Source organism: Corynebacterium sp. HMSC04H06 (assembly GCF_001815935.1).
GTDB lineage: Bacteria > Actinomycetota > Actinomycetes > Mycobacteriales > Mycobacteriaceae > Corynebacterium.
On record NZ_KV823440.1, the window covers coordinates 124,870 to 136,737 of the forward strand.

Consider the following 11,868-nt stretch of genomic DNA (forward strand, 5'->3'; position numbering starts at 1 on the left):
CTACTTGATCTCCAGCATGGGGTTGCCCTTGTTGATCTGGGCGCCGGTCTCCACAGCCAGGCCCGTGACCACGCCGGCCTTGTGGGCCTTGACCGGGTTTTCCATCTTCATGGCTTCGAGGACGATCAGCACGTCGCCCTCGGCGACCTCCTGGTCTTCCTCGACGGCGACCTTGATGACGGTGCCCTGCATGGGCGCGACCACCGCGTCGCCGGACACGGCCGCCTTGGATCCGCCGCCGCGGCGCTTCTTGGATTTCTTCTTCGGCGCCCCCGCACCGGCGCCCAGGACCAGGTCGCCCGGCAGGGCCACCTCGACGCGGCGGCCGTTGACCTCCACGACGTACTTCTGGGCCGGCAGGGCCTCGGCGTCCTCGGCCTCGGCGTCCTCCGGGTCCTGGTAGGCCGGCAGGTCGCCGGACCACTCTTCCTCGATCCACTTGGTGTAGACGTCGAAGCACTCGCCGTCGCCGCAGAAGGCGGGGTCGGCCACGATGGTCTGGTGGAAGGGGATGACCGTCGGCAGGCCGGTGACGGTGAATTCTCCGAGTGCGCGGGCGGAGCGCTGCAGGGCGGTCTCGCGGTCCGGGCCCCAGACGATGAGCTTGCCCAGCATAGAATCGAACTGGCCGCCGATGACGCTGCCGGCGCGCACGCCGGAGTCCACACGCACGCCCGGGCCGGTCGGCTCGCGGTAGTCCACCACGGTACCCGGGGCCGGCATGAAGCCGGCGGCCGCGTCCTCGCCGTTGATGCGGAACTCGAAGGCGTGGCCGCGCGGGGTCGGGTCCTCGCTAAAGGGCAGCTTCTCGCCCTGGGCGATACGGAACTGCTCGCGCACCAGGTCCAGACCGGTGGTCTCCTCGGAGACCGGGTGCTCGACCTGCAGGCGGGTGTTGACCTCGAGGAAGGAGATGAGTCCGTCGGAACCGACCAGGTATTCCACGGTGCCGGCGCCGTAGTAGCCGGCCTCGCGGCAGATGCGCTTGGCCGAGTCGTGGATGGTGGCGCGCTGCTCGTCGGTCAGGAAGGGGGCCGGCGCCTCCTCGACCAGCTTCTGGAAGCGGCGCTGCAGGGAGCAGTCGCGGGTGCCGACCACCACGACGTTGCCGTGCATGTCGGCCAGGACCTGGGCCTCGACGTGGCGGGCCTTGTCCAGGTAGCGCTCCACGAAGCACTCGCCGCGGCCGAAGGCGGTCACGGCCTCGCGGGTGGCGGACTCGAAGAGCTCCGGGATCTCCTCGTGCGTGTAGGCGACCTTCATGCCGCGGCCGCCGCCGCCGAAGGCCGCCTTGATGGCCACCGGCAGGCCGTTTTCCTGCGCGAAGGCCTCGACCTCGGAGGATTCCGCCACCGGGTCCTTGGTGCCCGGGGCCATGGGGGCGTCGGCGCGCTCCGCGATGCGCCGGGCGGTGACCTTGTCGCCCAGGGCCGCGATGGCCTCCGGGGAGGGGCCGATCCAGATGAGGCCGGCGTCGAGGACGGCCTGGGCGAAGTCGGCGTTCTCGGACAAGAAGCCGTAGCCGGGGTGGATGGCGTCGGCGCCGGACTTGGCGGCGGCGTCGAGGATCTTGTCGAAGACCAAATAGGACTCGGCAGAGGTGGTCCCGCCCAGCGCGAAGGCCTCGTCGGCAAGCTCGACGAAGGGGGCGGTGGCATCGGGCTCGGCGTAGACCGCTACGGAGCTGATGCCGGCATCGCGCGCAGCGCGGATGACGCGAACTGCGATCTCACCACGGTTGGCGATGAGCACCTTGGTGATCTTCTTTTGTTCAACTGCCACAGCAGGAATCCTCCTGAAAAACTAGTATTGGATCGCTTACTATTCTTGCACATCAAAACATGAGAAAACCGTCAGGTTCTAAAAATTATGCAAAAAATAATCCCGTACCAGGTTAGATACGGGAATTTCTCCGGCGTGTTACACCCAGCTCGGCTTAGACACTAGGATTCTAGCGCTCGATGGGCATTCGAACCATATTGCCCCACTCGGCCCAGGAGCCGTCGTAGGTGCGGACGTTCTCGACTCCCAGCAGGAATTTGAGGACGAACCAAGTGTGCGCGGCCTGCGCGCCGACGTGCGAATAGAGGATGGTGGGATCCCCGGCGTTCAGGTTGCCGTAGTTGACCCGCAGCTCCTCCAGGGAGCGGAAGGTGCCGTTCGGGTACATCGCGCGGTCCCACTCCAGGTTGGTCGCGCCCGGGATGTGGCCGTGGCGGATGGTGGTGCCGTAGGCGGAGTTGCCCTGCGGGGAGGCGCTGGTCGGCTGGCCGGCGAATTCCTCGGGGCTGCGGGTGTCCACGATGACGGCGTCCGTGGTGCGCAGCTCGTCGACGAAGACGCGGTGCGGGGCGTCGTCGCGCTCGACGGCCGGGTAATCGGAGGCCGGAAATTCCGGCACGGCGAAGGAGGTGTCGCGCTCCTCGGCCATCCAGGCGTCGCGCCCGCCGTCGAGCAGCCGCGTGTCCGGGTGCCCGTAGAGCTCGAAGACCCACAGGGCGTAGGCGGCCCACCAGTTGGACTTGTCGCCGTAGAAGACTACGGTGTCCTCGCGGTTAATGCCCTTGTCCTGCATGAGCTGCTGGAAGGCCGCGCCGTCGATGATGTCGCGGGTGGTCGGATCCAGCAGTTCCTTCGGGAAGTTGATGCGGCTGGCGGTGGGGATGTGCCCGATGTCGTAGAGCAGGGAGTCCTCGTCGACCTCGATGACTCGTAGATCTTTCACTCCGAGCCGTGCGGACAGCCACGGCGCGGAGACCAAGCGGCCGGGCTGGGCGAAGTCCTGGAAGGGCGGGTGCGGGTCGAATTCGGTCATGCTCTTTGAAACCTTTCGTCGGGATGCGGTGCGCGCCGTACTTCAAGGCGGGTAGGGGTTGTGCGGCGCGGTCTGAAAAGCGTTGACCCAGCCGCCGGGATCGGGGCCGGCGCGGCTGAACCACGGTTGAGTCTTCGTATAGCTTTTACTGCCCCATACTCTACCGCGCGGAAAACGATTGGTCACTTCCCCGCGACGGGTGTGGTATTCAATACATTCCAAGGTTCGGTGACGCCCCCTCTCTCGGCCCCACGCCGCCCCGCCCGGGCGCTGGTTAGAACAAGTGTGCTGGTAGGGTGGCTGCGGGGTTTACGTCGGGCCGAATAACCCCCAAAAAACGTTTAAGGTGGGGATAGAGGGGGTAATTCCCGGCGCGCGCGGCGGCGGGAAGTCCGATAAATTATAGGGTGCGGGAGCCGCTAGAAATCCGGTGCCCCAGACGAGACCGATGCCCCCTTTCCCGAAAGGTTTCACCCATGCACAAAGCCATCGTCGTCTTCGAGGTTGAAGGCGGATCCGACAAGCAGTTCAACGGCCACCGCAAGGACACCATGCCCATCGTCGAGTCTCTGCAGGAGGCCGGCTGGCACTCAGAGGTCGTCTACTTCCGCCCGGAGTGGTCCGAGGATCTCTTCGACTACGTCTCCAACAACTTCGACGCCTACATCTCCCGCGTTAACCCGGGCAACATCCCGGGTGGGGAGAAGGGCTACTTCGACCTTCTGACCAAGCTGTCCGAGGCCGGCCTGGTGGGCATGTCCACCCCGGAGGAGATGATGGCCTACGGCGCCAAGGACGCCCTGGTTAAGCTGAACCAGACCGACCTGGTCCCGGAGGACACCCAGGCCTACTACGACGTCGAGAGCTTCCACGAGACCTTCCCGCAGACCCTGTCCTACGGCGAGCGCGTCCTCAAGCAGAACCGCGGGTCCACCGGCTCCGGCATCTGGCGCGTACAGCTCAAGGACAAGGAGCTGGCCGCCAGCGTCGAGCCGGGCACCACGCTGCCGCTGGATACGGAGCTCAAGTGCACCGAGGCCGTGGACAACCACACCGAGGAGCGCCAGCTGGGCGAGTACATGGACTTCTGCGACCAGTACATTGAGGGCGACAACGGCATGCTGGTGGACATGCGCTTCATGCCGCGCATCGTCGAGGGCGAAATTCGCATCCTCCTGGTCGGCGCGGAGCCGGTCTTCGTGGTTCACAAGAAACCGGCCGAGGGCGGCGAGAACTTCTCCGCCACGCTGTTTTCCGGCGCGAAATACACCTACGACTCCCCGGAGTCCTGGCAGGATCTGGTCGACATGTTCGCCGAGATCCGCCCGGTCATTGCGGAGAAGCTCGGCGGCGACAACATCCCGCTGATCTGGACCGCCGACTTCATGCTCGCCGACGGCGAGAACGGCGAGGATACCTACGTCCTGGGCGAAATCAACTGCTCCTGCGTGGGCTTCACCTCCGAGCTGGACATGGGCATCCAGCAGCGGGTGGCCGCCGAGGCTATCTCCCGGGTCGAGGCCAAGCACGGCGCCGCCTAAGACCGAAACGCAAAACCGGCAGAGAAAAACCGCCCCGGGACTGAACAAGAGTCTCGAGGCGGTTGTGGTCTATCCGCCAGTCTTAGCCAGCCCAGCCAGCCCAACTAGTCCAGCAGGGCAGCGACCGACTCCGGGTCGGCGTCGCTGAGCATCTGGCGCAGGCGGTCGTACTCGTCCTGCTCGCCGATGGCCTGGGCCGCGTGCGCCAGGGCCGCGATGGCGCGCAGCACGCCCTGGTTCGGCTCGTGGGAATAGCGGACTGGGCCCCAGCCCTTCCAGCCGTTGCCGCGCAGGCGGTCCAGGCTGCGGTGGTAGCCGGTGCGCGCGTAGGCGTAGGCGGTGATGTACGCGGTCGGCAGGGCCTCGTCGGCGCGCAGCCGGGCCAGCTCCTGCTCGGCCAGGGTGGCCCACAGCAGCGGCGAGTCGGGGTGCTCGACGATGCCGGCGGGCAGGTCCTGCGTGGACTCCGCACCGGGATCTGCCGGCAGTTTAATCGGGTTAGGGGCAAGCATGTCTTTCATCTCCATGGCATGCCAGTATAGTCGCGCCTACCCGGTCCTGTCTGCGGCGTTTGGGGTCCTTAAGGCTAGTCCCAGAAATCCGCCACGCGCAGCCCGAAGGAGTACAGCGCCCGGCGCACCACCGGCAGGGACAGACCGATAACGGAGGAGGGATCGCCCTCGATGCCGTCGATGAACCAGCCGCCCAGGGCCTCCAGGGTGAACGCGCCGGCGCACTCGAGCGGCTCGCCGGTTGCGGCGTAGGCCTCAATGTCGGCCTCCTCGGCCGCGGCGAAGTGGACCGTCGTGCTGGCGGTCTCCACGAATTTTTCCCCTCCGAAGAGCACGCAGTGCCCGGTCAATAGGTGTGCGGTGCGCCCGGCCTGGGCGCGCCAGCGCTCCACGGTGGCCTCGCGGGTGTGTGGCTTGCCCTGCAGCTGCCCGTCCAGCAGGAGCATGCTGTCGCCGCCGATGACGACGTCGCCGGCGTAGTCCGCGGTGTGCTGCCCGGCCACGGCCTGGGCCTTGGCGCGCGCCAAGGCGGCGACGACCTCGGCGGGGGAGGCGTCCGGCAGGCTAGCCCGGATGGCCTCCTCGTCCACCCCGGCGGGCGCGAGGACAGGGTCAATCCCGCCCGAGCGCAGGATCCCGGCCCGCGACGGCGACAGGGAGGCCAAGACGATGCGCGGCCGGCGCACCGCCGCAGAGTGCTTCGCGGCGGTGTTCTTCGCCGACGCGTTGTTAGCAGCGGGCATCGTTAGTAGTAACGCACGTTGCGGAAGGCGTTCGGGTTGTATTCCACCCGGCCCGGCAGGCCGCGCCGGCCGAAGTCGCGCGTGCCCCACAGGTTGCGCTCACCCGCGCCGGCGCCGGCGGCGGCCGCGCGGGCCTGGGCGGCGAGCTGGGTGAACACGGCGGTCAGGGCCGCGATCTCGGTGTCGTTGGGCTGGCCCTTGACTACCTGGAACAGGGGCTTGGATTCGGACACGGTATCGGACACTGCGGGTGGCTCCTCACGGTGGTTGGTAACTGGCACGGGCGGGGCGGGCATTAGAGCGTTATATTACCGTGCTTTTTCATGGCGGGCTGGGAAATCTTGCGCTCCAGCAGCCGCAGCCCCTCAACCAGGTGGCCGCGGGTGGTGGCTGGCTCGATGACGGCGTCGACCAGCCCGCGCTCGGCCGCGGCGTAGGGGTGCAGGAACTGCTCGGCCAGCTCGGCCTCCTGCTCGGGCGTGGCCGCGTCGCCGTAGATGGCGCGGGCCGCCTGGGAGGCCTGGGTGACCGCGATCTGGGCGGTGGGCCAGGCATAAGCCAGGTCGGCGCCCAGGTCCTTGGAGCCCATGAACACGTAGGCCGGGCCAATGGCCTTGCGGGTGATAACGGTCAGCTTGCCGACGCTGGCCTCGGCAAACGCGAAGGCTAGCTTGTTGGCGCGGCGCAGCAGGCCGGCCTGCTCCTCGGCCGGCTGGGGCAGGAAGCCGGGCGAGTCGACGAACTCGACGATGGGGGTATTAAACGCGTCGCAGGTGCGGATGAACCGGGCCGCCTTGTCGCAGGCCGCCCCGTCCAGGGTGCCGGCCAGGGCGAGCGGCTGGTTGGCCACGAGCCCTACGGCGCGGCCCTCGATGCGCGCGAAGCCGGTCACGACGTTGCCGGCGAAGTCGGCCTGGATTTCGAAGAAGGAATCCGGGTCCACCACGGCCGCGATGACCTCGGTGATGTCGAAGGCGCCGGTCTCCTCGTCGGGCACGATGGAATCCAGGGCGCGGGCGGTCTCGTCGACGTTGTCCGCGATGGATCCGTGGGAGATCTCCGCGTCTGTGCGCGGGGCCTCGGCGCGGTTGTTGACCGGTAGGTAGGCCAGGGCGCTGCGCGCCAAGTCTAGGGCTTGGGCGTCGGTCTCCGCGATGAGGTGGGCGGTGCCGTTGGTGGCCAGAGCGTCCGCGCCGCCCAGCTCCTCGGCGGTCATCTCGGCGCCGGCGACCTCCTGGACCACGGCCGGGGCCGCCTGGTGGAGCGCGCCGCCGCGGGCCACGATGACCAGATCGGCCAGGGCCGGGGCGAAGGCGGCCATGCCCTCGTTGTCGCCGACCACGACGGCCACCTGCGGGATGAGGCCGGAGGCGCGCGTGACGGCGGCCATGATGCGCGCGTGCATGCTCAGGCTGACGATGCCCTCCTGCACGCGCGGGCCCGCCGACTCGTGGATGCCCACCATGGGCACGCCGGTCTTCAGCGCCAAGTCGTAGAGCTTGCAGATCTTTTCCCCGGTGACCTCGCCCAGGGTGCCCTCGAAGACGGAGGCGTCCTGGCTGAAGACGCAGACGCGGCGGCCGTCGATGGTGCCGTAGCCGGTCACCACGCCGTCGGTGTAGGGGCGGTCGTGCTCGCGCCCGAAGTCGGTGGAGCGGTGGCGGGCCAGGGCGTCCGTCTCGACGAAAGATCCCTCGTCCAGCAGGTCGAGCACCCGCTGGCGGGCGTCGGTCGGGCCCTCAGCGCCGGTGGGCTGGCGGGACTCGTTCAGGCGGTTGTCCAGATCGGTGATCTTGCCGGCAGTCGTTTTCAGATCCGGTTTATCTGTCATAATCGCTTAGTCTACAACCTCTAAAAATAAAACAAACTCGCAGCCTGTGGTCTGCGGGCGGCGCCGCAGGCGCCCTCGGCCTGCCCGGCTGCCTGGGTACTCCCTTTTAGTCGGCGCCCGCCCCGTTTCTGTTAACACCTCGTAACGCACCGTGACGACTCGGCGACGCCCAAGCGGCACCGCGCCGGCCTCCAACTCGTACCGCGCAGGCACACCTAAAAGGCACCGTAGGGACAGTTTTCGGACAGCTTTTTGCCATGGCATTGAAACGGAAACGTTATCTGGAATTCTGGTGACCCATGTCATAATGGGGGCGTATCCAGGAGTCTAGACAAGTCTAGGAGTAGCAATGTCCACCATGCGCGGAATACTAGTCACCGGTATCGCCGGCGCCGTGTTTGCGCTGGCCGGATGCTCGGGCCTGAACGCAGACAACGCCGATAACGAGTCCGCCCCCGCCAGCGAGGCGTCCGTGGCCTCCATCGCGGAGACTGGCCCGGCCAAGGCCAACGAACAGCAGGACAAGGGGCAGCACGACAGGGGACAGCACGACAAGACAGAGCAAGGTCAGGTACAGCAGGGTCAGGCCGCCGCGGGCGGCAAGAACGCGAGCAACGCTGCGAGTGCCAACGGCGCCGCAGGGGAGGCGGGCGCGCCGGCGCCCGACCCGCAGGCCAGAGGCCAGTGCGGCGAGCCCGACGCCCACGCCGCGGTCGCGGCCAACGTGGGGCAGCTCGCACCCAACCTGGAGTGGAACCCGGACACCGCCATCGCGGATTACGATCCGTGCGCGGATCTGTCCTGGGCGGCCGTCACCGTCACCGGAGCGACGGCCTCGTCGCCGTACCACATCATGCTCTTTCACAAGGGCGAGTTTTTGGGCACCGCGACCGCGCAGCCCTACGGCTTCGCCCCGGAGATTAACCGGGCCTCGGGCCGGCAGATGGATGTCATCTACCGCTGGCCGCAGGATGGCGATGCCAACGCCAACCCGACGGGGAGCTCGTTCGCGTCGTTCGCTTGGAACCCGGTAACGGAAGAAATTGAGATGGCCGGTAACGTGCCGCCGGCCTAGGCAAGAGTCCCGCCCCGCAAACCCCCGCAGTTCCCGCAACCGCCGCAGCCCTAGCCCGTCCTAGCCCCGGGCGGGCTAGAGCGGCATGTTGCCGTGCTTGCGGCTGGGCCGCGGTACGGATTTGTCCGCGTAGAGACGTAGGTTTTTAGCTACCATGGCGCGGGTTTCGGACGGCAGGATGACAGCATCGATAAGCCCGCGCTCGGCGGCCTTGTACGGGTTGAGCATGTGGTCTTCGTACTCGCGCTCGAAGGACTTGGCCAGGGCCTGCTCGTCGACGCCCTTCTCGCGGGCGGCCTTGAGCTCCTTGCGGTAGATGAAGCCCACGGCGCCGGCCGCGCCCATGACGGCGATTTGGGCCGTCGGCCAGGCGAGGTTGACGTCGGCGCCCAAACCCTTGGAGCCCATGACGCAGTAAGCACCGCCGTAGGCCTTGCGCATGGTCACCGTGATCTTCGGGACGGTGGCCTCGCCGTAGGCGTAGAGCAGCTTGGCGCCGTGGCGCAGGATGCCGTCGTGCTCCTGGGACGCGCCCGGCAGGAAGCCGGGGACGTCGACGAGCATGACGATCGGGATATTATAGGCGTCGCAGGTGCGCACGAAGCGGGCGGCCTTCTCAGAGGAGTCGATGTCCAGGCAGCCGGCGAAGACCTGCGGCTGGTTGGCTACGAACCCGACGGTCCGGCCCTCGATGCGTCCGAAGGCGATGACGACGTTCTCGGCGCGCTCGGCCTGGATCTCCAAGTACTCGGCGTCGTCGGTTAGGGCGGCGATGACGTCCTTGACGTCGTAGGGCTGGGTGGGCGAGTCCGGGATGATTTCGTCCAGGGCCAGGTCGTCGACGCTGGTCTCGGTGACCGGTTCGAAGGGTTCGACGGGGCTGCTCTGCTGGTTGTTGGACGGCAGGTAGCCCAGCAGATCGTGGACCCAGTCGAGGGCCTCTTTGTCGGTGGCCGCGGTGTAGTGGGAGTTGCCCGCGGAGACCATGTGGACCCCGGCGCCGCCGAGCTCCTCCTGCGTGATTTCCTCGCCAGTGACGGTCTTGATGACGTCGGGGCCGGTGACGAACATCTTGGACTTCTTGTCCACCATGACCACGAAGTCGGTCAGGGCGGGGGAGTAGGCGTTGCCGCCGGCGCAGGCGCCCATGATGACGGAAATCTGCGGCACGACGCCGGAGGCCTTGACGTTTTGGTAGAAGGTCTGCGCGATCCAGTCGAGGGAGACCGCCCCATCCTGGATGCGCGCGCCCGCGCCCTCGTAGAGGCCGATGAGCGGGCGCCCGGTGGTTACGGCCAGCTCCATGATCTTGACCATTTTCTCGCCGTAGACCTCGCCCAGGGCGCCGCCGAAGACGGTGCCGTCCTGGCTGAAGATGCACACCTCGCGCCCGTCGATGGTGCCCCAGCCGGTAACGATGCCGTCCGTGGTCGGCCGCTTGGCGTTCATTCCGAAGTCAGTGGTGCGGTGCTTGGCTAGCATGTCGGTCTCGACGAAGGACCCCTCGTCCAGCAGGTAGTCCAGGCGCTCGCGGGCGGTCAGGCGCTCCTGGGAGTGGACCTTCTCGAAGGCCTTCTGGCCCAGGGGAGCCTCGGCCTCGGCGCGGCGGCGTTTGAGCTCGGCGATCTTGCCGGCGGTGGTGTTGGCGTCGTTCAAGCTGTCTAGTTCCGTCAAATGTGAGGAAATGGTCATGTTTAGGGATGGTAGTGCGCAAAGTCCTCTCCATTCTAGACCCAAGAGCCGATAATTTTGCATGAGAAACGAAATTCGCAGCTCGCGCGTCAAATATGAGATTGTCCTCACATTTACCTAGGGTGCCCGGGCTGCCCCCATTAGGGGGAGCGCGCCGCCGCTGCCGATGCCGCCCCGCCGCTTTCCTGGCCCGCCGCCCGCTGCCTGCCGCCGGAGCGCTCCGTTTCAGCACGTGGTTTCCGTCTGGCCTTGCGCAGGAGCTTCCTGGAAGCTTAAAATCTCCGTATAGTTCAGTGAAGGGGTCTTGGGCCGCACTCTCAAGACAAGGAACCCTTAAAGTGCACGCACCCAAGGCGCTAACCGTAGGGAAGAAGGGCTGGGCACGAGCAGCCGTCGCCATCGTCGCGGCGGCACTGGTCCCGCTGGTGGCCAGCCCCGCAGTTCCGGCACGGGCTGTTCCGCCCATGCCGCAGGGCTACCCTATTGCCAACCTCTACAAGTCCTGCGATGCCGCCGGCAAGAACACCCCGGAGCCCGAGTGGCGCTTCGGCGAGACCGGGCGTCGCTACTTAAGCGACGGCACGCTGCAATTCACCAACACCACCGATCAGGAGGTTCCCTACACCGCCGAGGTGGAGACGGGCACCAACCACGAGATCGATGCCAACTCCAAGGCCAAGCTGCCCAACGGCTGGGACACGACCGCCAAGTCCGACATCGGCCTGAAGATGACCAACGGCTGGCGCGACACCGAGACCTTCGGCCCGGTCAAGCTGGCCCCGGGGGAATCTTTCCGCGTCGAATACGGCGTCATCGAGAAAGACTTCATCTCCATGTTCGTCAGCTGCAACGACGGTCGCCTGGAAAACACCCCGGGCGCCAACGTCGTGCGCGGCACCGGCCCGGCCGAGCGCTACGCGTTCGCCTATATCATCCGGGCGGACGGCACGGTCTCCGATCTGGCCATGGAGATCCCCTCGCGTTCCCCGGGCGCGAACAGCAAGCCTGTCGACGGCAGCTACACCTCCGTGTCCGGTCCCAGCCTGGAAAAAATCGCCGATCCGGCCCGCGACGAGGTCGTCGAACCGACCACTGAGCCGCAGCGCGAGGCCGACTGGCCCAACGAGGGCGATACCTGCCAGGCCGGCACCCGCACCTGGTACCCGCTGGATATCACCGCCGTCCAGCCGACCTACCGCAAGCCGGGCTATTCCACCGACTTCCTCAATTGGTCGAAGAAAGATTACGAGTACGCCCCGGTCACCGACTTTGTGGTCGGCGCCGAGCACCACCCGTACACCAACTGGCAGGGCAACCGCGGTGACATCCCGCGCGGCTGGCTTGAGTCCGTCGGCGCCGTTAAGCGCGCCTATATGCCGGTCGGCACGGAGCTGGGCCACGTGGACCTGGCCGCTGGGGAGCGCGTGCGCGTCGAGTACGGCACGACGATGACCCGCATCAACTACCGCGAAATCACCTGTGGCAAGGACGGCAAGTACAGCCTGACCTCGAACTACAAGCAGACCTCGGCGCCCAGCGGTTTCTGGGCCGAGGCCACCATCACCAGCCCGGGCGGGGCCAAGCGCACCGTCGACGTCACCCCGGACGAGTACCGGTCGCTGCCGGTGCCCACCCAGTCCACCTACTAGCACCCAGGCC

10 protein-coding genes are annotated in these 11,868 nt (G+C 67.0%); 3 read left to right on the forward strand and 7 right to left on the reverse strand.

The annotated features are described in order from the left end of the window. Entirely contained in the window at positions 1 to 1,782 is a 1,782-nt protein-coding gene (locus HMPREF3067_RS08285) for an acetyl/propionyl/methylcrotonyl-CoA carboxylase subunit alpha (RefSeq protein ID WP_070769246.1), read from the reverse strand. Positions 1,783 to 1,951: 169 nt separating this feature from the next. Next, positions 1,952 to 2,815 carry a sulfurtransferase gene (locus tag HMPREF3067_RS08290; protein WP_070769247.1) on the reverse strand — a complete coding sequence of 288 codons (864 nt, stop codon included), beginning with the start codon at positions 2,813 to 2,815 and terminating at the stop codon, positions 1,952 to 1,954. Positions 2,816 to 3,291: 476 nt separating this feature from the next. Between HMPREF3067_RS08290 and HMPREF3067_RS08295 the strand changes: the two genes are divergently transcribed. Next, positions 3,292 to 4,356 (forward strand): Cj0069 family protein, encoded by a 1,065-nt coding sequence (locus tag HMPREF3067_RS08295; RefSeq protein ID WP_070769248.1) that lies wholly within the window; start codon positions 3,292 to 3,294, stop codon positions 4,354 to 4,356. Positions 4,357 to 4,460: 104 nt separating this feature from the next. Here the strand turns inward: HMPREF3067_RS08295 and HMPREF3067_RS08300 are convergent, their stop codons facing one another. From HMPREF3067_RS08300 to HMPREF3067_RS08315, 4 genes are read right to left on the reverse strand one after another with little or no spacing between them, the layout of a single operon-like run. Continuing rightward, entirely contained in the window at positions 4,461 to 4,883 is a 423-nt protein-coding gene (locus tag HMPREF3067_RS08300) for a DUF3151 domain-containing protein (RefSeq protein WP_070769249.1), read from the reverse strand. Positions 4,884 to 4,942: 59 nt separating this feature from the next. Further along, complete coding sequence (locus HMPREF3067_RS08305; protein WP_083319224.1) at positions 4,943 to 5,611, reverse strand: nucleoside triphosphate pyrophosphatase; 669 nt, start codon at positions 5,609 to 5,611, stop codon at positions 4,943 to 4,945. A gap of 2 nt (positions 5,612 to 5,613) precedes the next feature. After that, complete coding sequence (locus HMPREF3067_RS08310) at positions 5,614 to 5,856, reverse strand: acyl-CoA carboxylase subunit epsilon (RefSeq protein WP_246819278.1); 243 nt, start codon at positions 5,854 to 5,856, stop codon at positions 5,614 to 5,616. Between the two features lie 50 nt (positions 5,857 to 5,906). After that, complete coding sequence (locus HMPREF3067_RS08315) at positions 5,907 to 7,442, reverse strand: acyl-CoA carboxylase subunit beta (RefSeq protein ID WP_070769250.1); 1,536 nt, start codon at positions 7,440 to 7,442, stop codon at positions 5,907 to 5,909. Between the two features lie 358 nt (positions 7,443 to 7,800). On the opposite strand from HMPREF3067_RS08315, the gene HMPREF3067_RS08320 reads away from it, so the two are divergent. Continuing rightward, a complete protein-coding gene (locus HMPREF3067_RS08320; RefSeq protein ID WP_168166962.1) occupies positions 7,801 to 8,517 on the forward strand; it encodes an LppP/LprE family lipoprotein in 717 nt (238 codons plus the stop codon). A gap of 75 nt (positions 8,518 to 8,592) precedes the next feature. Here HMPREF3067_RS08320 and HMPREF3067_RS08325 read toward each other — a convergent pair whose 3' ends face one another. Next, entirely contained in the window at positions 8,593 to 10,209 is a 1,617-nt protein-coding gene (locus HMPREF3067_RS08325) for an acyl-CoA carboxylase subunit beta (RefSeq protein WP_070769252.1), read from the reverse strand. Positions 10,210 to 10,673: 464 nt separating this feature from the next. On the opposite strand from HMPREF3067_RS08325, the gene HMPREF3067_RS08330 reads away from it, so the two are divergent. After that, positions 10,674 to 11,858: a hypothetical protein gene (locus HMPREF3067_RS08330; protein ID WP_371259788.1), complete on the forward strand. Its 1,185-nt coding sequence runs from the start codon at positions 10,674 to 10,676 to the stop codon at positions 11,856 to 11,858. Positions 11,859 to 11,868 lie beyond the last annotated feature (10 nt).

Excerpts from the sequence above, each read along its gene's own strand:
- HMPREF3067_RS08290 (WP_070769247.1), bottom strand. The coding sequence starts at position 2,815 with ATGACCGAATTCGACCCGCACCCGCCCTTCCAGGACTTCGCCCAGCCC.
- HMPREF3067_RS08295 (WP_070769248.1), top strand. The coding sequence starts at position 3,292 with ATGCACAAAGCCATCGTCGTCTTCGAGGTTGAAGGCGGATCCGACAAG.
- HMPREF3067_RS08300 (WP_070769249.1), bottom strand. The coding sequence starts at position 4,883 with ATGGAGATGAAAGACATGCTTGCCCCTAACCCGATTAAACTGCCGGCA.
- HMPREF3067_RS08305 (WP_083319224.1), bottom strand. The coding sequence starts at position 5,611 with ATGCCCGCTGCTAACAACGCGTCGGCGAAGAACACCGCCGCGAAGCAC.
- HMPREF3067_RS08315 (WP_070769250.1), bottom strand. The coding sequence starts at position 7,442 with ATGACAGATAAACCGGATCTGAAAACGACTGCCGGCAAGATCACCGAT.
- HMPREF3067_RS08320 (WP_168166962.1), top strand. The coding sequence starts at position 7,801 with ATGCGCGGAATACTAGTCACCGGTATCGCCGGCGCCGTGTTTGCGCTG.
- HMPREF3067_RS08325 (WP_070769252.1), bottom strand. The coding sequence starts at position 10,209 with ATGACCATTTCCTCACATTTGACGGAACTAGACAGCTTGAACGACGCC.
- HMPREF3067_RS08330 (WP_371259788.1), top strand. The coding sequence starts at position 10,674 with ATGCCGCAGGGCTACCCTATTGCCAACCTCTACAAGTCCTGCGATGCC.